This window comes from Duganella sp. FT27W (assembly GCF_009295655.1).
In the GTDB taxonomy this organism is placed as follows: domain Bacteria; phylum Pseudomonadota; class Gammaproteobacteria; order Burkholderiales; family Burkholderiaceae_D; genus Rugamonas; species Rugamonas zoogloeoides.
On the sequence record NZ_WHIV01000004.1, the window covers coordinates 206,121 to 227,857 of the forward strand.

The 21,737-nt window shown below is 63.6% G+C and carries 20 protein-coding genes; 12 read left to right on the forward strand and 8 right to left on the reverse strand.

Features of this window, described 5'->3' with window-relative positions; translation table 11 throughout:
- The first annotated feature begins 101 nt into the window (after positions 1-101).
- The 6 genes from F8197_RS18025 (at position 102) to F8197_RS18050 (ending at position 7,507) form a co-directional block, all read left to right on the forward strand.
- Positions 102-620 carry a sigma-70 family RNA polymerase sigma factor gene (locus F8197_RS18025; RefSeq protein WP_152883068.1) on the forward strand — a complete coding sequence of 173 codons (519 nt, stop codon included), beginning with the start codon at positions 102-104 and terminating at the stop codon, positions 618-620.
- Positions 620-1,621: a FecR domain-containing protein gene (locus F8197_RS18030; protein WP_152883069.1), complete on the forward strand. Its 1,002-nt coding sequence runs from the start codon at positions 620-622 to the stop codon at positions 1,619-1,621. The genes F8197_RS18025 and F8197_RS18030 overlap by 1 nt, the downstream gene beginning before the upstream one ends.
- Positions 1,622-1,710: 89 nt before the next feature.
- On the forward strand, positions 1,711-4,161 hold the full coding sequence (locus tag F8197_RS18035) for a TonB-dependent receptor (protein WP_152883070.1): 2,451 nt from the start codon (positions 1,711-1,713) through the stop codon (positions 4,159-4,161).
- Positions 4,162-4,171: 10 nt separating this feature from the next.
- Positions 4,172-5,770, forward strand: coding sequence for a PepSY-associated TM helix domain-containing protein (locus F8197_RS18040; RefSeq protein WP_152883071.1), 1,599 nt, complete (start codon positions 4,172-4,174; stop codon positions 5,768-5,770).
- A 119-nt stretch (positions 5,771-5,889) separates the two neighbouring features.
- A complete protein-coding gene (locus F8197_RS18045) occupies positions 5,890-6,183 on the forward strand; it encodes a hypothetical protein (RefSeq protein ID WP_152883072.1) in 294 nt (97 codons plus the stop codon).
- Between the two features lie 100 nt (positions 6,184-6,283).
- On the forward strand, positions 6,284-7,507 hold the full coding sequence (locus tag F8197_RS18050; protein WP_193333472.1) for an MFS transporter: 1,224 nt from the start codon (positions 6,284-6,286) through the stop codon (positions 7,505-7,507).
- 145 nt (positions 7,508-7,652) lie between these two features.
- On the opposite strand, the gene F8197_RS18055 is transcribed toward F8197_RS18050, so the two are convergent.
- The 3 genes from F8197_RS18055 to F8197_RS18065 all read right to left on the reverse strand — a co-directional run bounded on the left by F8197_RS18055 (position 7,653) and on the right by F8197_RS18065 (position 9,741).
- Complete coding sequence (locus F8197_RS18055; protein WP_152883073.1) at positions 7,653-7,880, reverse strand: transcriptional regulator; 228 nt, start codon at positions 7,878-7,880, stop codon at positions 7,653-7,655.
- Positions 7,881-7,902: 22 nt separating this feature from the next.
- The gene (locus F8197_RS18060) at positions 7,903-8,553 is read right to left on the reverse strand and encodes a TetR/AcrR family transcriptional regulator (protein WP_152883074.1); all 651 of its coding nucleotides are present in this window, start codon (positions 8,551-8,553) and stop codon (positions 7,903-7,905) included.
- Positions 8,554-8,643: 90 nt separating this feature from the next.
- Positions 8,644-9,741, reverse strand: a complete 1,098-nt coding sequence (locus F8197_RS18065; RefSeq protein ID WP_152883075.1) for an alkene reductase — start codon at positions 9,739-9,741, stop codon at positions 8,644-8,646.
- A 102-nt stretch (positions 9,742-9,843) separates the two neighbouring features.
- Here F8197_RS18065 and F8197_RS18070 point away from each other — a divergent pair, with 102 nt between their 5' ends.
- From F8197_RS18070 to F8197_RS18095, 6 genes are all read left to right on the forward strand, one after another.
- The gene (locus F8197_RS18070) at positions 9,844-10,227 is read left to right on the forward strand and encodes a nuclear transport factor 2 family protein (RefSeq protein WP_152883076.1); all 384 of its coding nucleotides are present in this window, start codon (positions 9,844-9,846) and stop codon (positions 10,225-10,227) included.
- Between the two features lie 203 nt (positions 10,228-10,430).
- A complete protein-coding gene (locus F8197_RS18075; RefSeq protein ID WP_152883077.1) occupies positions 10,431-11,375 on the forward strand; it encodes a dihydrodipicolinate synthase family protein in 945 nt (314 codons plus the stop codon).
- Positions 11,372-12,046, forward strand: coding sequence for a GntR family transcriptional regulator (locus F8197_RS18080; RefSeq protein WP_373996906.1), 675 nt, complete (start codon positions 11,372-11,374; stop codon positions 12,044-12,046). The genes F8197_RS18075 and F8197_RS18080 overlap by 4 nt, the downstream gene beginning before the upstream one ends.
- 205 nt (positions 12,047-12,251) lie before the next feature.
- Complete coding sequence (locus F8197_RS18085) at positions 12,252-12,791, forward strand: hypothetical protein (protein WP_152883078.1); 540 nt, start codon at positions 12,252-12,254, stop codon at positions 12,789-12,791.
- A 112-nt stretch (positions 12,792-12,903) separates the two neighbouring features.
- A complete protein-coding gene (locus tag F8197_RS18090) occupies positions 12,904-13,170 on the forward strand; it encodes a helix-turn-helix transcriptional regulator (RefSeq protein WP_152883079.1) in 267 nt (88 codons plus the stop codon).
- A gap of 42 nt (positions 13,171-13,212) precedes the next feature.
- Positions 13,213-14,520: a type II toxin-antitoxin system HipA family toxin gene (locus F8197_RS18095; RefSeq protein ID WP_229214509.1), complete on the forward strand. Its 1,308-nt coding sequence runs from the start codon at positions 13,213-13,215 to the stop codon at positions 14,518-14,520.
- A gap of 75 nt (positions 14,521-14,595) precedes the next feature.
- On the opposite strand, the gene F8197_RS18100 is transcribed toward F8197_RS18095, so the two are convergent.
- The 5 genes from F8197_RS18100 to F8197_RS18120 form a co-directional block, all read right to left on the reverse strand.
- Complete coding sequence (locus F8197_RS18100; protein WP_152883081.1) at positions 14,596-15,369, reverse strand: enoyl-CoA hydratase; 774 nt, start codon at positions 15,367-15,369, stop codon at positions 14,596-14,598.
- A gap of 82 nt (positions 15,370-15,451) precedes the next feature.
- Entirely contained in the window at positions 15,452-16,648 is a 1,197-nt protein-coding gene (locus tag F8197_RS18105; protein ID WP_056146934.1) for an acetyl-CoA C-acyltransferase, read from the reverse strand.
- Positions 16,649-16,663: 15 nt separating this feature from the next.
- Positions 16,664-19,063 (reverse strand): 3-hydroxyacyl-CoA dehydrogenase/enoyl-CoA hydratase family protein, encoded by a 2,400-nt coding sequence (locus tag F8197_RS18110; protein WP_152883082.1) that lies wholly within the window; start codon positions 19,061-19,063, stop codon positions 16,664-16,666.
- Between the two features lie 12 nt (positions 19,064-19,075).
- Positions 19,076-20,866, reverse strand: coding sequence for an acyl-CoA dehydrogenase C-terminal domain-containing protein (locus F8197_RS18115; protein WP_152883083.1), 1,791 nt, complete (start codon positions 20,864-20,866; stop codon positions 19,076-19,078).
- A gap of 68 nt (positions 20,867-20,934) precedes the next feature.
- A complete protein-coding gene (locus tag F8197_RS18120; protein ID WP_019923369.1) occupies positions 20,935-21,522 on the reverse strand; it encodes a TetR/AcrR family transcriptional regulator in 588 nt (195 codons plus the stop codon).
- Positions 21,523-21,737 lie beyond the last annotated feature (215 nt).

Consider the following 21,737-nt stretch of genomic DNA (forward strand, 5'->3'; position numbering starts at 1 on the left):
AGGCGTGCACAACGCCTGCCGCTTTTTTTTGCCGATTGTGCCGGCATGCAGGTTTGCGTATAATCAAATGAGAACCATTTGCATTTACACCCACGCCCCCCATGTCCGCCACCGAACACGCCCTCGCGCAGGAAATTACCATGCTGTACAGCGACCACCACGGTTGGCTGCGCGGCTGGTTGCGCAAGCGGCTCGGTGACGCCCACCAGGCTGCCGACCTGGCGCACGACACCTTTATGCAACTGCTCACCCGCGAGCAACCGGTGGCCGCGCGCGAGCCGCGTGCTTTTCTGACCACGGTGGCGCAGCGGGTACTGGCCAACCATTACCGCCGCCAGCAGCTCGAACGCGCCTATCTCGAGGCCCTGGCCGTCCTGCCCGAGGCGGTGGCGGTGTCGCCCGAGGACCGCGCGATGGTGATGGAAACGCTGGTCGAGATCGACCGCATGCTGGGCAACCTGGCGCCGGTGGTCAAGCGCGCCTTCCTTATGAGCCAGCTCGACGGCATGAGCCACGGTGAAATCGCCAGCGCGCTCGATATCTCGGTCACCAGCGTCAAACGCTACCTGGTCAAGGCAGGCGAGCAGTGCTATTTCGGCGCCCACGGGGTGGTGCTCTGATGGCGGCCGCAGCCGTACCGCAGGATATCGCGCGGCGCGCGGTGGAGTGGATGGTGGAATTGCAATCGCCGCCGGTGCCCGACGAATTGCTGCGCGAATGGCAGCAATGGCTCACCAGCCACCCCGACCACCAGCGCGCCTGGCAGCGCATCGAAGCAGTCAACGACCGCCTGCGCGGCCTGGGCGCCGGCCAGCAACACCCGGCGCCGGCCCTCACCGCCGCCCTGCTGGCGCCGCGCGGTTCGCGCGGCCGCCGCCAGGCCGTCAAGGCGCTGTCGCTGGCGATCTTTACCGGCACGCTGGCCTGGACCGCCGAAGAACATCTGCCGTGGCGCGCCTGGAGTGCTGACGAACGCACCGGCCCCGGCCAGCGCCGGCGGGTGGCGCTGGCCGATGGCACGCGGGTGGCGCTCAACACCGCCAGCGCCTTCGACGTCGCCATCGATGGCGCCGCGCGCCGCCTGCGCCTGCATGCGGGCGAATTGCTGATCACCACTGCCCCCGATACCGCCGGGCGGCCATTGCTTGTGCACACGGCGCAAGGCGTGCTGGAAACGCTGGCGGCCAGCAGTGCGCGCTTTGCCGTGCGCCTGTATCCGCACGCCACCCAGGTCAGCGTGTTCGATGGCGAAGTTGCATTGCGGCCAGCCAGCCTGGCCGCGTCGTCGGTCTTGCAGGCAGGCCAGCAGGCGTTGTTCGGCGCCGCGGCCGTCATGCCCACACTGGCGGCCGACGAGGACAGCGTGGCCTGGATCGACGGTTTCCTGATCGCCAAGGCCATGCGGCTCGACGCATTCGTGGCTGAACTGGAACGCTACAGCGACATCGCGCTCGGTTGCGCACCGGCGGTAGCAGGGTTGCGCGTCTCGGGCAGTTTCCGGCTCGACGACATCGGCCGGGTGCTCGAAACCCTGGCGGCTACACTGACGCTGGACATCGAAACCACCACCCGCTTCTTCGGCCACTGGCGTAGCGGCATCCGGCTGGCGCCGCGTCCCTGAAAATTTTTTCTTCCAACCTGGTCTGATTTGAATTCTCGCGTGACATAGCAGGTAAGCAAGCAACTTACCTCTCCGCGAAAGGCTACTCCATGGCACGCAAGCGCCCCTCGATCCTGACCCTCACCACCCTGGCGCGCGCGCTGGCCGTTCCCACCTTCGCCGCTGCCGCGCTGGCAGCGCCGCTGGCCGCATTGGCGCAGGAAACCGCGCAACGCAGCTACAGCATCGCGGCCGGCCCGCTCGAAGACGCGCTGAGCCGCTTCGGCCGCGCCGCCAACATCACGCTGTCGTTCGTGCCGGAACTGACCGCCGGCCTGCGCAGCAACGGCTTGCAGGGCAGCCACTCGGTAGACAATGGCCTGGCACGCCTGCTGGCCGGCAGCGGCCTGGAAGCGGTGCGCCAGCCCAACGGCAGCTACCTGCTGCACCGCGCGCCGCCACGCGCGGCCCAGGCCGATGCCGCGCTGCAGGAAATCGAAGTGCGCGCCGACCGCGACCACGTGTTGCCGGTCGCGCCCGGCGGCCAGGTCGGCAGCGGTGGGCGCCTGGGCGTGCTGGGCAATGTGCGCGTAGTGGATGCGCCGTTCAACCAGGTCAGCTACACGGCAGAACTGATGGCCAACCAGCAAGTGCGCGGCCTGATGGACGTGCTGGAGAACGACCCGTCGGTGCGCAACAGCGCACCGATCGACGGCGAGGCCGACATCATCATGGTGCGTGGCTTCGAGATGTTCGGCCGTGAAATCATGGTCAATGGCATCGGCGGCCTGGCCGATAACCGCAGCGCCATGATCGAGGCGGTGGAACGGGTGGAAGTGCTGCGCGGCCCGAGCACCATGCTCAATGGTGTCAGCCCCTGGGGCTCGTCGATCGGCGGCTCGATCAACTACATCCTCAAGCGCGCGGAAGATACGCCCACCGCGCAAGTGACCGGCAGCTTCGCATCCGAATCGCAACTGGGCGCGCACGTGGACCTGGGCCGCCGCTTCGGCGAGCGCAAGCAGTTCGGCGCGCGCGTCAACAGTGTGTACAAGAACGGCGACGGTGCCATCGACCGCACCGCCAACCGCCAGACCATGACCGCCGTCGCCCTCGATTACCGCGGCGAGCAACTGCGCCTGACCCTCGACGGCAACTACCAGGAAAAGGAACTGCACGGCGGCCTGGGTGCGATCCGCATCGGCGGCTCGGTGCCGATCCCGCCGGCGCCGCGCGCCGCCAACAACTTCAAGCAGCCGTGGGAGTTCTATACGTCCGACAACCGCTCGCTGCAACTGGGGCTGGAATACGACATCACCCCGGACTGGGTATTTTCCGCCAGCCACGGCCAGTCGCTGAACAACGAAACCTATCTGCAGGCGGTCAGTTCGATCAGCAATGTCAACGGCAACCTGTCCGGTTCGGTGGTCTGGATCCCGGGCCGCAGCACCAACAAGGGCACCAACATCGGCCTGCGCGGCACTTTTAATACCGGCGCGATCCGCCATACGCTGGTGGCCGGCTTCGGCGACGTCACCGCGCGGCGCGGCCAGGGCACGCTGCTGGTCGGCACGGCCGTCACCTCCAACCTGTACCACCCCACCTTCGGCACCTACCGCGACGGCGCCGGCCTGTCCACCGATGTCGATATGCTCAGCCGCTACAACGCCAAGTCCACCGCCGTCACCGACACCATGCGCCTGTTCGACGACCGGCTGATCGTGATGGTGGGCGCCCGCAACCAGGCCATCGGCAGCGTGCTCTATTCCCGCAACACCAAGACCGGCGCGCTCGACGTCACGCGCGACCGCAACTCCAGCAAGCTGTCGCCGGCGGCCGGCGTGGTCGTCAAGTTCGGCGAGAACCTGGCCGCCTACGGCAATTTCATCGAGTCGCTGCTGCCGGGGCCGACGCCGTCGTCGCAGTTTTACCAGAACGTCGATGCCATCTTCGATCCCTACCCGAGCAAGCAGTACGAAGCAGGGTTGAAGTATGAATTGGGCAAGCTGCTGGTGACCGGCAGCGTGTACCAGATCACCTTGCCCAACCAGGTCAACCTGCCCAGCAACAATGCCGATCCGCGCGAAATCTTCACGCTCGACGGCGAGCAGCGCAACCGCGGCTTCGAGCTCAATACGTCCGGCGAAGCGGCGCGCGGCCTGCGCCTGCTGGGCGGCTACTCGTATATCGATGCGCGCCTGGTGCGCACCCAGGGCGGCCTGACCGACGGCCGCCGCGCCAGGGGAGTGCCCAAGCATAACCTGAACCTGGGCAGCGAATGGGACTTGCCGTTCCTGGCCGGCGCCACCGTCACCGGGCGCATGGTCTATACCGACCGCATGTTCATCGACACCAATAACACCCGCGCCCGCAGCACGCCGTCGTGGACCCGCTTCGACCTCGGCGCCCGCTACGCCACCAGAATCAACGGCCACGACACGACCTTTCGCCTGAACGTGGACAACGTCGCCAACCGCGACTACTGGGCGTCCGCCTCGCGCGGGGTGCTGGTGGTGGGGGCGCCGCGCAGCGTGCGCCTGTCGGTGAGCACCGACCTGTAAGGGGCGGCGCGTGTTTCCCGTGGGGGGCGGCTGGCGCCAGACGATGGCGTGGCTGCACACCTGGACCGGCCTGCTGGCCGGCTGGCTGCTGCTGGTGATGTGTATCACCGGCAGCGCCGCCTATTATCGCGACGAGATCAGCCTGTGGATGCAGCCCGCATGGCACGCGGGCGTTGCCGCCAGGGCCACGGCGAATGGCCAGCAGCAGGCGGCGCGACAGGCACTGGCGCACTTGCAGCACACGGCGCCGCAGGCGGCCAGCTGGATCATCGACCTGCCGCAGCCGCGCAAACCGTACACCGAGATCAGCTGGACCAGCGCGCGCGGCCAGGAGCTGGGACCGGGCGCCGGCCGCCCCGGCGGCAACTTCGAATCGGCCACGCTCGATGGCGCGGGCCGCCTGCTGCCCGCAGCGCGCGAGACGCGCGGCGGCGGCTTCTTTGCGGTGTTCCACTTCACCCTGCACTACCTGCCGGTGCGCTGGGGTCGCTGGATCACCAGCATCGCCACCATGGTGATGCTGGTGGCGCTGGTGAGCGGCGTGATCACGCACCGGCGCTTCTTTGCCGACTTTTTCACCTTCCGCCCTGGCAAGGGGCAGCGCTCGTGGCTCGACGCCCACAACGCGCTGGCCGTGCTGGCCCTGCCCTATCACGCCATGATCTGCTACAGCGGCCTGGTCACCCTGATGCTGCTGACCATGCCGGCGGCCGTCAACCAGCTCTATCCCGACAATCGCGGCGACTTCGTGCGCGCCGCCCTGCCGCAGGCGCCGCCCCTGGTGGCCGCCAGCGGCAAGCCGGCCTTGCTGGCAGACACGGGGCCGGTGCTGGAGCAAGCCTATGCGCGCTGGGACGGCAGCCTGGCCACGCGCCTGACCGTGCAGCGGCCCAACGACGCCGCCGCCCGCTACATCGTCCAGCGCAACGAGGCCGAGCGGCTGTCCCACGAGCGCCAGAGCCTGGTGTTCGATGGCGTTGCCGGCACGGTGATCGATGGTGGCGCTGCGCGATCGAGTGCAGCGCCTTCGAGTGCCGCAGCATCGGCTGCCGCACAAACCCGCAACACGCTGGTGGGTCTGCACTTGGGCCATTTTGCCGATCCACTGCTGCGGGCGCTGCTGTTTGCCTGTGGCCTGGGCGCCTGCGCGCTGATGGGTACCGGCGTGCTGCTGTGGACGGTGAAGGCGCGGCTGCGCCTGCGTCCGCCGGCCGGGCTGCGGCTGGCCGAAAGCCTCAACCTCGTCACCCTGGCCGCGCTGCCGGCAGCGATGGCCGGGTACTTCTGGCTCAACCGCCTGCTCCCGGACGACATGACGCGACGGGCAGCCGCCGAAATCGACGGCTTCTTCATGCTGTGGGGCGTGCTGGCCGTGGCCGCACTGGCCTGGCCATCGCGCCGCATGTGGATGGTGCAGCTGCTGCTGGGCGCCGCCCTGTTTGCCGCGCTGCCGGTACTCAACCTGGTGACCGCGCCGGCCGACGCCCATGTCGCGCTGCTCGATATCGGCACCGGCATGGTGGCCGCCACCGACGCCGGCCTGCTTCTGTGCGGCGCACTGCTGGGCTGGGCCGGCTGGCGCCTGCGGCCACGAGTGGTGGCGCCATGAGGTGGCCGCGCTGGCTGCACCCAGCTCCGGTGTCTTCGAACGCTGACGCCACGAGGCGGCCTCCCTTGCCGCGCCCGGCTCCAGTGTCTTCGAGCGTTGACGCCACGAGGCGGCCGCGCTTGTCGCGGGCGGTTTCGTGGCGTTGGCAGGTGGCGCTGCGCGTCATCACCGCCATCGCTGGCGGCTACGCGCTCACAGCGCTGGCTTCATCCACCCTGGCGGTGCTGGCCCTGGCGCTGGGGATGACGCGCGTGGACGCGGCGCTGGCCGGCATGCTGGCCAGTTTTGCCTGCTACTGTGCCATCATCGTCTGGAGCTTCGGGGCGGCCACGCTGGCGCGGCTGTGGGGGGCGCTGGCGGCGGCGACCGCGCTGCTGTGGGTGGTGCGGGCGGTGGCGTCGGCACTGGCCTGAGCCGTCTAAGTAGGACTACGCAAGCCGGGCCGTGGCCAACGCAGGTCGGCCAAACATGCTAAGGTTGACCCTTTTTGCCACTGATTTTTCAGCCACTCCGATGCATTCCGACCCTGTTTCCGACACCTCCCTCCCCGCCGTTCCGATTGCCGCGCCGCACGGCGCCGGCATGGCCAACTTCGCGCTGGCCATCGGCGGCCTGGCGATAGGCACCGGCGAATTCGCCTCGATGAGCATCCTGCCGATCGTCGCCGCCGACCTGCACACCGACCTGCCGCACATGGGCCACATGATCAGCGCCTATGCGCTGGGCGTGGTGTTCGGCGCGCCGCTGATCGCCATCTTCCTGGCGCGGATGCCGAAGAAGGCCATGCTGGTGATGCTGATGGCGCTGTACGCGGCCGGCAACCTGCTCAGCGCCGCCGCGCCGGCCTACGGTTCGCTGCTGCTGGCGCGCTTCGTGGCCGGTATTCCGCACGGTGCCTATTTCGGCGTGGCTGCGCTGGTGGCCGCCGCCATGGCGATGCCGGAAAAGCGCGGCCAGGCCGTCTCGCGCGTGCTGCTGGGACTGACGATTGCCAACATCTTCGGCGTGCCGCTGGCCACGTGGCTGAGCCAGGCCTTCGGCTGGCGTTCGGCATTCCTGGTCGTCGGTGTGCTGGGCGTGGTCACCGCGCTGATGGTGCGCCGCTACGTGCCGTTCATCGCCGCCGGCGACGCCAGCCCACGCCGCGAACTCGGCGTATTCCGCCGCGCCCAGGTATGGGTCACCCTGCTGATGGTGTCGGTGGGTTTTGGCGGCCTGTTTGCCGTGTACACGTACGTGACGCCGACCCTGCTGGAAATCACCAAGGTGTCGCCGAACATGGTGGCGGTGTTGCTGGCCCTGATCGGCGTCGGCATGACGCTTGGTAACCTGGTAGGCGGCTGGCTGGCCGACCGCTCGCGCCTGTGGACCATTTTTGGCGCACTGGTGTGGAACGTGGTGGCGCTCACCGCCTTCTACTACACCAGCGCCAACGTCTGGGCAGTGGCGATCAACCTGTTCCTGATCGGCTGCGGCATCGCTGTCGCGCCAGCCGTGCAAACGCGCCTGATGGACGTGGCGGGCGATGCCCAGACCGTGACCGCCGCACTGAACCACTCTGCCTTCAACTGCGCCAACGCAGCCGGCGCCTGGTTCGGCGGCATGGCGATCGCCCACGGCCTGGGCCTGCAATCGACCGGCCTGGTCGGCGCCATGCTGGCGCTGGGCGGGATTGCGGTGCTGGGAGTGTCGGTGCTGATGGAACGGCGGCAGGCGCCCGTGGCAGTGGCTGTTTAAGGGGTAATGCGCTGCCTGAGCCAAATGGCAGTGTCGGTTTCGTTGATGCTGCCATTGGCGATTGCCAGCATAAGGTCGATCGCCTCGATATGGGTAAATATATCATGCACTGCGTAGACCGTAGCCGATTCAACCCATTTCCACGTCATTTCGCCAATGCACGCAATATTTCGCGGTCATCATGCAGGATGGCCTCTGCCAGTGCTATCTGGCGTTCGAATTCCGGATTATGGGGTGTGATCCGCATCGCACCGTCGGGTGCCTCGGTCAGATAAAGCGTATCGCCTTTTTGGACGTTCAGTATCCGCTTGGCCTCTTTATTGAGGATCAAGCCTTCGGATGCACCAACGGTTGTGACTTTAAATTTCAACATGACACCCCCCATATCATTTTGATTATATGTCTGGTTGCGAAGGTGTCAAGCTGGCTGGTAACAGCCGCACCGCGTAGGCTGCAAGCTTGGTCATCTCGGCCAGCGCGACGCCGTCGCGCACGTGGATCGACATCCCTTCGAGCAGGGTGTTGAGCACGGCCGCCAACGAGCCGACGTCGGTGTCGGCCGGTAGTTGGCCGTCGCCGATGGCCTGCTCGATCCGGCGGGTGAAATGGCCGATACCTTCCAGCCGCAAGGCCTTGACCGCCTCGAAGACTTCACCGGACTCGGCCGATACATTGATGGCCGCCAGTACCACCAGGCAGCCGCATGGCACCTTGGGGGACAGCAAAATCTCGCCCGCTTCCCTGAAAAAATTGTCGATGGCCCGATGCACATCGGGCTCCGCAGCCATGCGGGCCCACGGCGCGTCCCAGTAATTACGCTCGTAAAAATCCACCGCTTCCAGGAACAGCTTGGCCTTGTTGCCGAACGCCGCGTACAGGCTGGGCGGGTTGATGCCCATGGCGGCGCACAACTCGGAAAGCGACGCCGGTTCGTAACCGCGGCGCCAGAATACATCGAGCGCGCGCACCAGCGCCTCCGAGCGGTCGAACCCGCGCGGGCGTCCCTTGATGCGGGGTGATGATGGAAGAGCTTCGGTGCCGGACATATTGCGCCTGTTTCGGGAGATAAGTGCCAACTGCGCCGGCACCATCGCCGGCCGCAAGGGGCAAGTATACCGGCAATCAGGCGGCAAGATTCAACTGATGGCGACCGGCCAGTCGGTATAGCCGCTGGCGCCGCCGCCGTAATACGACTCGCGTGGGGCGATGGCCAATGCCGCGCCGCGCTGCAACCGCTGCACCAGGTCCGGGTTCGCAATGAACAGGCGGCCGAAGGCAACCGCGTCGATCTTGCCTTGCGCACGGCGCTGCACGGCCAGCTCGAGGTCGTAGTTGTTGTTGCCGATGTAGGCGCCGTTGAATTGCGCGCTCAACGCATCGAGGTCGATACCATCGGGCACCGTGCGCGACGTGGCGGTTGCGCCTTCGACAAAGTGCAGATAGGCGAGATTAAAACGGTTGAGCTCGCGGATCAGGTAGCCGTACGTGGCCATCACGTTGCTGTCGGGCGGCGTATTGCCCGCATCGGGCGTGACCGGCGACAGACGGATGCCTACCCGGTCGCTGCCCCAGATTTCGACCATCGCGGCCGTCACTTCCAAGGTCAGGCGCGCGCGGTGTTCGATCGAGCCGCCATAGGCGTCGGTGCGGTGGTTGGTGGAGTCGCGCAGGAACTGGTCGAGCAGGTAGCTGTTGGCCGAATGCACCTCGACGCCATCGAAACCGGCGCGTTTGGCATTGCGCGCAGCAATCCGGTACTGCTCGATGATGCCGGGAATCTCGGCGGTGTCCAATGCGCGCGGCATCGACACCGGCACGTAACCCTCGGTGGTGTAGGTATTGCCTTCGGCCTGGATAGCGGACGGAGCGACCGGCGCCGCGCCCTCGGGCTGCAGCGCCACGTTGGAAAAGCGGCCCACGTGCCACAACTGGCTGACGATCTTGCCGCCCGCCGCATGCACGGCTTCGGTCACCTTTTTCCATCCGGCCACCTGGTCATCGCTCCAGATGCCGGGCGTGGCTGCATAGCCGCGTCCCTGCGGCGAAATATTGGTGGCTTCCGCCACGATCAGGCCGGCGCTGGCGCGCTGGGCGTAGTACAGCGCGTGCAGGTCGTCGGGAATGCCCTCCTCGCCGTAGCGGCTGCGGGTAACGGGGGCCATCACGATGCGGTTGGCCAGTTTCAGCGCACCCATGGTGACAGGCGAAAACAGGTCGGTGTTGGTTGAATTCATGTGCGTTCCTCAAGTTTTGACAAATTCTGTATCGATCGCTATATAATACAACACATCTGTATCAACCACTACAGATTAACCCACCACCTTAAGGAGCAAACCATGTCCAAGCCAGACACCGTGCAGGAATACAGCGCCATCGTCGAGGTACTGAACCAGTACAACGAAGGCGGCAAGCAAGCCGACAGCCGCATCATGAAACCAGCCTTCAGTGATCAGGCCACCATCTTCGGCGTCGATGCCGAGGGCAAGTTGACGGGCGGCGCCATCGACGGCCTGTTCGACACCATCGACACCGCCTTCCGTCCCTCGCCGCAAGCGCGGGGCGCCATTGTTCGGGTGGACATTGCCGGTACGGCCGCCAGCGCCCGCATCGATACCAACGATATCTCCGGCTTTTGCTTCACCGATTTTTTCAACCTGCTCAAGGTTGAGGGCAAGTGGACAGTCGTGAGCAAGATTTATCACACGCACGTCGCACCCTGAGCGATCGGTGCCGACTCTCACCGCCGATTCATGTACAACCACGTCGAGGGGAACTGGAACTGGCGCTGCAGAGTTGGCATTGGCGTTAAAAATCAGCACCTTACACGACTAAATCTGCATAGTCGTCGTTCGGATTGTATAAAATATCCAAAACCGCAGTATGATTTCGTCCATGCCCTTTCCCCTCCAGCTGAAGGAACACCATGAGCGATAATATTTTCACCGGCACCATCCCGGCCCTGATGACTCCCTGCACCGCCGACCGCACGCCCGACTTCGACGCCCTGGTGCGCAAGGGTCGTGAGCTGGTCGATGCCGGCATGAGCGCGGTGGTGTACTGCGGTTCGATGGGCGACTGGCCGCTGCTGACCGAAGCGCAGCGCCAGGAAGGCGTGGCGCGCCTGGTGGCGGCCGGCGTGCCGACCATCGTCGGCACCGGTGCGGTCAATTCGAAAGAGGCCGTATCGCACGCGGCCCACGCCGCCAACGTCGGCGCGCAAGGCCTGATGGTGATCCCGCGCCTGTTGTCGCGCGGCTCTTCGCCGGCGGCGCAACACGCGCACTTCTCGGCCATCCTGCAAGCGGCGCCGGCGCTGCCGGCCGTCATCTACAACAGCCCGTATTACGGCTTTGCCACCCGCGCCGACCTGTTCTTCGAGCTGCGCGCCAAGCACCCCAACCTGATCGGCTTCAAGGAATTCGGCGGTGCTGCCGACCTGCGTTACGCAGCCGAGCACATCACCAGCCAGGATGACGATGTCACCCTGATGGTGGGCGTCGATACCCAGGTGGTCCATGGCTTCGTCAACTGCGGCGCCACCGGCGCCATTACCGGCATCGGCAATGCGTTGCCGCGCGAAGTGCTGCACCTAGTCGCCCTGTCGCGCAAAGCGGCCGCCGGCAACGCCGTGGCCCGCCGCCAGGCGCGCGAGCTGGAAGCGGCTCTCCTGGTGCTGTCGTCGTTCGACGAGGGTACCGACCTGGTGCTGTTCTACAAATACCTGATGGTGCTCAATGGCGACACCGAGTACACGCTGCACTTCAACGAAACCGACGTCCTGAGCGCCAGCCAGCGCCGCTACGCCGAATCGCAATACGCGCTGTTCCGCGACTGGTACGCCAACTGGAGCCGGGAAGTGGCCGCGTGAAACACGCCGGCCTGGCGGTGACTACCGTCGCCGACCAGGCGGCGGACGCGCTGCGCCGCAAGATCATGTCGGGCGAACTGGCCGAAGGTTTTTCGCTGCGCCAGGACGCCCTCGCCGCCGAGTTCGGCATCAGCCGCATCCCGGTGCGCGAGGCGCTGGTGCAACTGGAGGGCGAAGGGCTGGTCAAGATCGTCGCGCACAAGGGCGCGGTGGTGTCGGGCTTGTCGCTCGACGAGATCAGCGAGCTGTTCATGCTGCGCAGTGTGCTGGAACCTTTGCTGCTGAAGAAGTCGGCGCCAAAGCTGACGCTGGAAGACTACGCCGAGCTCGACGCCATCCTGGCCGAATACAAGGTGGAATTACTGGCCCAGCACACCACGCGCTGGGGCGAACTCAACACGCGCCTGCACGACGTGCTGCTCGCGCGCGCCGATCAGCCGCGCACGGCAGCCATCGTGGCCACCCTGCTGCAGCAAACCGACCGCTACACGCGCATGCAGCTGTCGCTGAGCGCCGACAGCATCCGCCAGGCGCAGCAGGAGCACGAGGAACTGGTGGAGCTGTGCCGCAGCGGTGACGTACGCGGCGCGGCCAGCTTGCTCAAGCGGCATATCGAGCATGCGAGCCGTGATCTCGAGCGTTTTATCCTGTCGAACCGGCGCGCCCGGTAAGGCTGGTTTCCAGCATTCGGTAATGCTTCCACATCGGGCTCTGCAACGGCTCGTATTCAGCGCAAGTTCACCCGTTTGCCAAAAGTTAGTCCCGCCCCTTCCCTCCCGTACAGTATTCGCAGCACGGCAATCTCGCTATTCTCATTACACGCTTGCAGCACATTCCCCGGTTGCCGCGAGCTTCATTGACCATTAGGAGAGTGCCATGACCGTTATCCGTTCCGACCTGATTCTGTCCCAGTCCGCTTTCAGCCACATCATCGACGTGCCGTTCGAGAAAGTCGATATCGCCAAGTGGCTGTTCACGCTGCCCGACGCCGAATACCAGCGCTGCGCCCCACCCGACCACATCGCCGCCGGCGCCACGTTCACCGATGACGGCCGCCGCATGTCGATCAACGTCGAGATGATCGGCACCGGCCTGGTCGTGCAGCACTACGTGGGCGACATCACCGAAGCATACCACTGCCGCATGGTGTCCACATCGGACGTGTTTACGCCCACCGGCCGCACCAAGGTGCAGGTGATCTGGGATCTGAGTGTTAAAAAGATCGACGACAACCGCTGCGAATATACCAACGGCGTGGTGTCGCATCCGACCGAGGAATTCCTGGCCTTCATCAAGGAGCACGGCATTTCGTGGGAAAAGGCATGCGCCGACCGCCAGGCATCGTCGGGCGACCATAACCGCCGCGAGACGCCGCTGTTTGCCGAGAGCATTGCTCGCGCAGCGCGGGCGGCCTGATCGCAACACCTTGATACTTAAATTTCTTGGTAGTTTGACTTTACCAACTTAAATTGGTAATCTGGTTTTACCAATATATTTTGGTAAAGCTGGATTACCAAGGAATATAAGTATGAGCACAGAATTTCCTATTCGTACTGCGGACCAATTGCCTGGCGTGCTGCAGGCTTTTCGGAAGGAGTCGGGGCTGTCGCAAACCGAAGTCGCCTCCCGCATGGGCCTGACGCAACAAAAACTGTCCTATCTGGAACTGAACGCCAGCAGCGCCAGTGCCGAGCGTGTGCTAGCACTGCTCAGTGTGCTGGGCGTGGAACTAGTACTCAGACGTCCTGGGAGCTCCACACCTTCTGACGTCGGCAGCAACACTCTGCCCTGGTGAACCATGGGCCGCAGATCTCACGCGCAGTCGCTCGGTTTATGGATGAACGGGATTTTCGTCGGCACGTGGTCGATTACGCCACATGGCGAAACCTTGCAGTATGCCGATGAATGGGTCCAGCACGAAGGGGGCCGACCGCTCTCCCGCTCCCTGCCATTCAGACCGGGAAACCCGCCCTACTCCGGACACGCGGTCGAGGCCTGGTTCGAAAATCTCCTGCCAGACAGCAAAGCGATTCGAGAGCGCGTCGCGCGCCGATACCATACAGCATCGACTGGCGCCTTCGATCTGCTCGCCGAAATTGGCCGTGACTGCGTCGGCGCGCTACAGATATTCCCATCTGGCACAGTCCCCGCCGATCCCGGCCCGGTACAGGCCATTGCGCTTGATGAAAGCGAAGTCGCGCATCTTCTGCGCGCGACTGTCACCCCGCAAAATGCGCTGGGAGCGAATGATGATGACAATGATGAATTCCGCATCTCCATCGCCGGCGCGCAGGAAAAAACGGCGCTGCTTTTCTACCAGGGCAAATGGCAAAGACCGCAAGGCGCAACGCCCACCTCGCATATCTTGAAGCTACCCCTCGGCCTGGTCGGCAATATGCAAGCCGACATGAGCTCCTCGGTGGAGAACGAATGGCTGTGTTCCTTGATCCTCGATGCTTACGGACTGCCAGTGGCCAAGTGCATGCCGGTGCGTTTCGAGGATACGAAGGCTCTTGCCGTCGAGCGCTTCGACCGTCGGTGGTGGGGCGAAGCATCCGACCATCTGCTGAGGTTGCCGCAAGAAGACATGTGCCAGGCCACGGGCACCCCGCCGGGACTGAAATATGAGAGCCATGGCGGCCCCGGGGTCGAGAACATCATGAGGCTCCTGCAAGGCTCATCCAATCGAACTGCGGACCGCCTGATTTTTTTCCAGTCGCAGGTCGTATTCTGGATGCTGTGCGCTACGGACGGTCATGCAAAGAACTTCAGTATTTTCCTGAGACCAAACGATACCTTCGCAATGACGCCGCTTTATGACGTGCTGTCGGCCTATCCGGTTCTCGGCACTGGAGCGAACCAGGTGTCGCCCTTCAAGGCCAAGATGGCAATGGCCGTGCGTGCTACCAACGCCCATTACAAGATGCGCGAGATATTGCGTCGGCACTGGATCGCCGTCGGCGAGCGTTACGGTATCGTCACGCCAGACGGCAAACCGGTCGCAGCAGTGCTCGATGACCTGGTTGAACGCACTACTGCCGTGATCGAGGCCGTGCGCGCGCAGCTTCCGAATGATTTCCCGGAACTGGTGGCTGAACCCATTCTGGCGGGGCTGCAAGATGCGGCAAATAAATTGGCAAAATGACCTGAGACTGGTAAACGCCACCATCCATAAGCGAGGTCACGAACAGGACGAACCGTTGCGCGACCCTAACCGTACTCAGGCAAACTTGGTAAAGTCCGGCTTGCGCTTTTCAAAGAATGCCGTGAACGCCTCGCGCGCTTCCGGCGACGACAGCATCGCGCCGAAATGCTTGTTTTCGGCGGCGATGGTGTCGCTGATCGCATTGCTGCGGCTGGCCTTCATCAGGTGCTTGGTGGTGCGGATCGAGCTCGCTGGCAGGGCGACCAGTTTGGCCGCCTGGCCCTGGGCAAAGGCCAGCAGTTCGTCGGCCGGCACCACTTTCGACACCAAGCCCATTTCCAGTGCTTCGGCGGCGAGGAACGCTTCGCCCAGCATCAGTTTTTCGGCGGCACGCGGGTAGCCGGCGATTTGCGTGAACAGCAGGCTCGACGCAAATTCCGGGCACAGGCCCAGTTGCGCGAACGGCATCGAGAACTTGGCGTTGTCAGCGGCGTACACGAGGTCGCAATGCATGAGCAGCGTGGTGCCGATGCCCACGGCCGCGCCGGAGACGGCAGCCACCACCGGCTTTGTGGCGCCCGACAGCGCCAGCATGAACTTGTAGACCGCGCGGTCTTCCAGGTCGCCGCTGGTGGGGGCGTTTTTCATGAAGTCTTCCAGGTCGTTGCCGGCCGTGAAAATTTCGGGCTTGCCGGTGATCAGGATGGCGCGGACCGCTGCGTCTTCTTCGGCATCGTTGATGGCGTCGGCCATGGCCTGATACATGGCGGCGGTGATCGCGTTCTTGCGCTCGGGGCGGTTGAATTCCAGGGTCAGGATGCCGTCTTGCTTGGTGCTCAGAATGTCCATGCGTGTCTCCAATGTACTGTGTAAAACAAAGGGCGCCGTGGTTCTCACCGCAGCGCCCTTCTTGATGATGATCCGATCGCGCTTATACGCGTTCGATGATGCCTGCCGCGCCCATGCCGGCGCCGACGCACATGGTGACCATGCCGTACTTCAGGTTGTTACGGCGCAGCGCATGCACGACAGTCGCGGCGCGGATGGCGCCGGTTGCGCCCAGCGGGTGGCCCAGCGCAATCGCGCCGCCCATCGGGTTCACTTTTGCCGGATCGAGGCCCAGGTCGCCGATCACGGCCAGTGCTTGCGCAGCAAACGCTTCGTTCAGCTCGATCCAGTCCAGCTGGTCCTGGGTGATGCCGGCTGCCTTGCAGGCGTCGGGAATCGCGAATTTCGGACCGATGCCCATGATTTCCGGTGGCACGCCCTTGACCGCGAACGACGAGAATTTCGCCAGCGGAGTCAGGTTGTGCTCGCGCAGGAAACGCTCGGACACAACCAGCAGCGCGCCGGCGCCGTCGGACATCTGCGAGCTGTTGGCGGCGGTAACCGAACCCTTGGCAGCAAATACCGGTTTCAGCTTGGACAACGATTCGATGGTGGAATCGGCGCGCGCGCCTTCGTCGGTATCGACCGTGCGGGTCTTGATGTCGATCTCGCCGGTGGCCAGGTTCGGCGTGCGGGTGATGATCTCGACCGGAGTGGTCTCATCCTTGAAGAAACCAGCCTGCTGCGCAGCGATGGCGCGGCGGTGCGATTCGACGGCAAACGCGTCCTGCGCTTCACGCGAGACTTTCCACTGGGTCGCCACTTTTTCGGCCGTCAGGCCCATGCCGTAGGCCATGCCCACGTTTTCGTCCGAGAACATATTCATGTTCATCGATGGCTTGTTGCCCATCATCGGCACCATCGACATCGATTCCACGCCGCCAGCAATCATGGCGTCCGCTTCACCGACGCGGATGCGGTCGGCTGCCATGGCCAGCGCGGTGATGCCCGAGGCGCAGTAACGGTTGATGGTCACGCCACCGACGGTTTTCGGCAGGCCGGCCAGCAGCACCGATTGGCGGGCGATATTAAAACCCTGCTCCGCTTCCGGGAACGAGCAACCGATGATGGCGTCGGTGATCAGCGCCGGATCAAGGCCTGGCGCTTGCGCCAAGGCCGACTGGATCACGCGCACCAGCAGGTCGTCCGGGCGGGTTTTGTTGAACATGCCGCGCGGCGCCTTGCCGATCGGGGTACGGGTGGCAGCGACGATGTATGCGTCTTGAAGTTGTTTGGTCATTATGTTCTTCCTAGATTAGTTGCGTACCGGCTTGCCGGTCTGCAGCATGCCCATGATCCGTTCTTGCGTCTTTGGATGATTCAACAGCTCGAGGAAGGCCTTGCGTTCGCGATCCAAAATCCACTGCTCGCTCACGAACGAACCTTGGTCGATGTCGCCGCCAGAGACGATCTCGGCGATCATGTCGCCCAGCTTGAAGTCGTGCGCCGAAATGAAGCCGCCGTCGCGCATATTGACCAGCTGCGCCTTGATGGTGGCCCAGCCGTAGCGGCCGGTCACCTGGATCGGCGCTTTTACCGGCGGGCGGTAGCCCTTGTCGAACATGGCGCGCGCTTCCACCTTGGCCACGTGCAGCAGCTCGTAGGCGTTGAACACGATCACGTCGTCTTCCTTCAGGTAACCCATGGCCTGCGCTTCCAGTGCCGACTTCGACACGTTGGCGGTAGCGGCATTGGTGAAACCGGTTTTCAGGAATTGCAGGATGTCGTTGCCCTTGGCTTCCTTGTAAGCGCGCGATGCCGCTTCTTTCAGGCCGCCGCCGGCAGGAATCAGGCCCACGCCCACTTCCACCAGGCCGATGTACGATTCGATCGAGGCCACGCGCTTCGACGCATGCAGCACCAGCTCGCAACCGCCGCCCAGCGCCAGGCCGGCCACGGCAGCAACCACCGGCACGTTGGCGTATTTGAGCGACATGAACGCGTCCTGCAGGTCCTTGATGATCGGATCGACTGCCTTGGCGCCACCCTGCATGAAGGCAGGCAGGGCCGATTGCAGGTCGGCGCCGGCCGAGAACGCGCCGCCTTCGGCTGCGTCCGCGTTCCAGATCACCAGGCCCTTGAAGTTTTTCTCCGCTTCGGCCAGCGCCTTGGTGAAGCCGGTGATGACGTCGGGGCTGATCACGTGCATCTTGGTTTTCAGCGAGATCACCAGCACTTCGTCGTCCATGTGCCAGATGCGCACCGAGTCGTCCTCGTGGAACGTGGTGCCGGCAGTGCGGCCGTCGATGGCGCCAGCGCCCACCACCGGTGCACGGAACGCCTGGCGCTCATATACCGCCAGGGTCGAACGTGGCACGAACGATTGCGATACGGCCGACCACGAACCCTCAGGCGTGTGCACGCCGCCCTTGTCGGCAACCGGGCCTTCGAACACCCAGGCCGGCAGCGGTGCGGACGACAGCGCCTGACCGGCGTCGATGTCTTCCTTGACCCACTGCGCTACCTGCGACCAGCCGGCTGCCTGCCAGGTTTCGAATGGACCGACGGTCCAGCCGAAGCCCCAGCGCATGGCGAAGTCGATGTCGCGGGCGTTGTCGGCCACGGTGTCGAGGTGCACGGCGATGTAGTGGAACGCGTCGCGGAAGATCGCCCACAGGAACTGGCCCTGGGGATTGGTCGATTCGCGCAGCGCTTTCATTTTCTTGACCGGATCTTTTTCCTTCAGGATGCGGCCAATGATGTCGGCAGCCTTGCCGCCGCCCGGTACGTATTCACCGGTGGCAAAATCCAGGCGCAGGATGTCCTTGCCGACCTTCTTGTAGAAACCGGCGCCGGACTTCTGGCCCAGCGCGCCCTTTTCCACCAGCTTGGCCAGCGTTTCCGGCGTTTTATAGACGGCGGCAAACGGGTCGTTCGGCAGGTTGTCCTGCATGGTCTTGATCACGTGGCCCATGGTGTCGAGGCCCACCACATCGGCAGTGCGGAACGTGCCCGACTTGGCGCGACCGAGCTTGGCGCCGGTCAGGTCGTCGACCACGTCGACCGACAAACCGAATTTTTCCGCTTCATGGATGATGGCCAGGATGCCGAACACGCCCACGCGGTTGGCGATGAAGTTCGGCGTATCTTTGGCGCGCACCACGCCCTTGCCCAGGGTGGTGGTCAGGAAACCTTCGAGCTGGTCGGCGATTTCAGGCTTGGTGAACTCGGTCGGGATGATTTCGACCAAGTGCATATAGCGTGGCGGGTTGAAGAAGTGCACGCCGCAGTAGCGCGATTTCAGGTCGGCATCGAAACCTTCGGACAGCGTGGTGATCGACAGGCCCGACGTGTTCGAGGCAAAAATGGCGTTGGCGCCGATATGCGGTGCGACCTTCTTGTACAGGTCGTGCTTCCAGTCCATGCGCTCGGCGATCGCTTCGATGATCAGGTCGCACTCTTCCAGCTTGGCCAGGTCATCTTCGTAGTTCGCTACTTCGATCAGGGCGGCGTGGTCCTTGTTGCCCAAGGGAGCTGGCGACAGTTTTTTCAGGCCTTCGATGGCTTTGAGGACGATGCCGTTTTTCGGGCCTTCCTTGGCCGGCAGGTCGAACAGCACGACAGGCACTTTGGCGTTGACGCAGTGGGCGGCGATTTGCGCGCCCATCACGCCGGCGCCCAGCACGGCTACTTTTTTAACGATGAAATTGGTCATGTCGTTCCTCTCTTAGAACAGGTCGGCGTCGAGGGCCATCAGGTTGGCGGAACCCGAGCGAGCCTGGCGGATCAGGGTGGCGGTTTCCGGTTGCAGACGGGCGAAGTAGAAGCGCGTCGTGGCCAGTTTTGCCTTGTAGAAGTTGTCGCCGCTGTCTTCCTTGGCCAGTGCGATCTTGGCCATTTGCGCGAACAGGTAACTGTACACCAGGTGACCGACCACACGCAGGTACGGTACGCAGGCAGCACCGACTTCGTCCGGGTTCTGGAAGGCTTTCATGCCGATTTCCATGGTCAGCTTGGTGACCTTGTCGCCGAGGTCGCCCAGCGGGGTGATGAATTCGCTCAGCGCTTCGTCGGTGCCGTTTTCTTCGACGAAGTTCTTGATCTTCTCGCCGAACTTGCGCAGCTTGGCGCCGTTGTCGCCCAAAATCTTGCGGCCCAGCAGATCCAGCGACTGGATGGTGTTGGTGCCTTCGTAAATCATGTTGATGCGGGCGTCGCGCACGTACTGTTCCATGCCCCATTCGGCGATGTAGCCGTGGCCGCCGAACACTTGCATCGCTTCCGAGGTGGCGATCCAGCCATTGTCGGTGATAAAGGCTTTAACGATAGGGGTCAGCAGCGCGACTTCGTCGGCAGCTTCCTTGCGCACGTCTGCGTCCGGGTGGTGCAGTTCGCGGTCGATCTGCAGCGCCACGTACGACGTGAACGCGCGGCCGCCTTCGGCGTAGGCCTTGGCGGTGAGCAGCATGCGGCGCACATCCGGGTGCACGATGATCGGATCGGCTGGCTTGTCCGGTGCTTTCACGCCCGACAGCGAACGCATCTGGATGCGGTCCTTGGCATAGACCAGCGCGTTTTGATACGCGACTTCGGTCAGGCCCAGCGACTGCATGCCCACGCCCAGGCGGGCCGCGTTCATGAACACGAACATGGCGTTCAGGCCCTTGTTCGGCTGGCCGATGATCCAGCCTTTGGCGCCGTCCAGGTTCATCTGGCAGGTGGAGTTGCCGTGGATGCCCATTTTTTCTTCGATCGCGCCGCAGGTGATCGGGTTGCGCGCGCCGATCGAACCGTCGGCGTTCGGCAGGAATTTCGGCACCAGGAACAGCGAAATGCCTTTCGAGCCTTCCGGTGCGTCCGGCACGCGGGCCAGCACCAGGTGCAGGATGTTTTCAGCCATGTCGTGCTCGCCGGCCGAGATGAAGATCTTGTTGCCGGTGATCAGCCACGAGCCGTCTTCCTGAGGCAGCGCTTTCGAGCGCAGCATGCCCAGGTCGGTGCCGCAGTGCGGTTCGGTCAGGCACATGGTGCCGGTCCATTCGCCCGAGACCAGCTTCGGCAGGTAGGTCGATTTCTGTTCGTCGGTGCCGTGTTCTTTCAGGCACTCGTAGGCGCCGTGCGACAGGCCCGGGTACATGGTCCAGGCCTGGTTGGCCGAGTTCAGCATTTCGTAGAACGAGTTGTTCAACAGTACCGGCAGGCCCTGGCCGCCGTATTCCGGATCGCACGCCAGCGCCGCCCAGCCGCCCTCGACGTACTGCTTGTAGGCTTCTTTAAAGCCTTTTGGCGTGGTCACGGAGTTGGTCGCCACGTCGAGCTTGCAACCTTCGCGGTCGCCCGAATGGTTCAGCGGGAACAGCACTTCCGACGTGAACTTGCCGCCCTCTTCCAGTACCTGGTTGATGATGTCGGCATCGATTTCGGCGTAGTCCGGCAACGCTTTCAGTTCTTCCTGCACGTTGAGCAGTTCGTGCAGCACGAATTGCATATCCCGGATTGGCGCGACGTATTGACCCATGGTGTTCTCCTGATGACTTTTATTGACTGCAAAAATGGTGGCTTGCGTAGGTGTTACCAACTGCCTTGCTAATTCTTGTACGACACGATCAAACGTTCAAATCCATTACCGGCCCGCTCCAGGCTGCCGGGGATGCGCAGGAAGCGCGCATCGTGGTGCAGTGCCAGGATCAGGCCGTACATCTCGTAGACCATCTGGCGCGCATCGCTGTCGGCTTTCAAGTCGCCAACTTCGATGCATTGCTGCACGCAGCGCAACAGCGCGGCCTGCCAGGCGCCGACCATGGCCATCAACTCTTCGCGGATCGGGCCCGGGCGGTCGTCGTACTCGACCGCGCCGCTGATATAGATACAGCCCGACGCCACTTCCACGCTCACGCGCTTGACCCAGCGCGCAAACATCGAGCGCAAGCGCAAGATGCCGCGCGGCTCTTTGACGCTGGGGAAAAACACTTCTTGCTCGAAACGATGGTGATATAGCTTGAGCACTTCCAACTGCAAATCCTCGCGCGAGCCGAAATGGGCGAACACGCCGGACTTGCTCATATTCATCTTGTCCGCGAGCAGGCCGATGGTCAGGCCTTCCAGCCCGTCCCGGCTGGCCAGGTCCAGCGCCACGTCGAGAATTGCCGCCCGTGTCAGTTCGCCCTTGCGCATAAATTTAGTTGAGGTATTAATAAGAATGGATCCCGAGGTGAATTTGGCCGTGGAGCAAAGTATTCTGCGCCACTTAAATTTACTCCGTGTGAAAAGAATTGCGAACGCTCGTACTATTATCCAGCGCGTGACAAAAGTCAAACGCTACGTTTAGAGTCGAAGTTCTATTGCTGCAGCACAGCATGGGGATGTGCGACGTGTGCACTCACCCGTAA

Coding starts and splice junctions, on each gene's coding strand:
- F8197_RS18050 (WP_193333472.1), top strand. CDS start 6,284: ATGCATTCCGACCCTGTTTCCGACACCTCCCTCCCCGCCGTTCCGATT.
- F8197_RS18075 (WP_152883077.1), top strand. CDS start 10,431: ATGAGCGATAATATTTTCACCGGCACCATCCCGGCCCTGATGACTCCC.
- F8197_RS18055 (WP_152883073.1), bottom strand. CDS start 7,880: ATGTTGAAATTTAAAGTCACAACCGTTGGTGCATCCGAAGGCTTGATC.
- F8197_RS18120 (WP_019923369.1), bottom strand. CDS start 21,522: ATGCGCAAGGGCGAACTGACACGGGCGGCAATTCTCGACGTGGCGCTG.
- F8197_RS18070 (WP_152883076.1), top strand. CDS start 9,844: ATGTCCAAGCCAGACACCGTGCAGGAATACAGCGCCATCGTCGAGGTA.
- F8197_RS18035 (WP_152883070.1), top strand. CDS start 1,711: ATGGCACGCAAGCGCCCCTCGATCCTGACCCTCACCACCCTGGCGCGC.
- F8197_RS18060 (WP_152883074.1), bottom strand. CDS start 8,553: ATGTCCGGCACCGAAGCTCTTCCATCATCACCCCGCATCAAGGGACGC.
- F8197_RS18110 (WP_152883082.1), bottom strand. CDS start 19,063: ATGACCAATTTCATCGTTAAAAAAGTAGCCGTGCTGGGCGCCGGCGTG.
- F8197_RS18115 (WP_152883083.1), bottom strand. CDS start 20,866: ATGGGTCAATACGTCGCGCCAATCCGGGATATGCAATTCGTGCTGCAC.
- F8197_RS18030 (WP_152883069.1), top strand. CDS start 620: ATGGCGGCCGCAGCCGTACCGCAGGATATCGCGCGGCGCGCGGTGGAG.
- F8197_RS18085 (WP_152883078.1), top strand. CDS start 12,252: ATGACCGTTATCCGTTCCGACCTGATTCTGTCCCAGTCCGCTTTCAGC.
- F8197_RS18100 (WP_152883081.1), bottom strand. CDS start 15,369: ATGGACATTCTGAGCACCAAGCAAGACGGCATCCTGACCCTGGAATTC.
- F8197_RS18090 (WP_152883079.1), top strand. CDS start 12,904: ATGAGCACAGAATTTCCTATTCGTACTGCGGACCAATTGCCTGGCGTG.
- F8197_RS18105 (WP_056146934.1), bottom strand. CDS start 16,648: ATGACCAAACAACTTCAAGACGCATACATCGTCGCTGCCACCCGTACC.
- F8197_RS18025 (WP_152883068.1), top strand. CDS start 102: ATGTCCGCCACCGAACACGCCCTCGCGCAGGAAATTACCATGCTGTAC.
- F8197_RS18095 (WP_229214509.1), top strand. CDS start 13,213: ATGAACGGGATTTTCGTCGGCACGTGGTCGATTACGCCACATGGCGAA.
- F8197_RS18065 (WP_152883075.1), bottom strand. CDS start 9,741: ATGAATTCAACCAACACCGACCTGTTTTCGCCTGTCACCATGGGTGCG.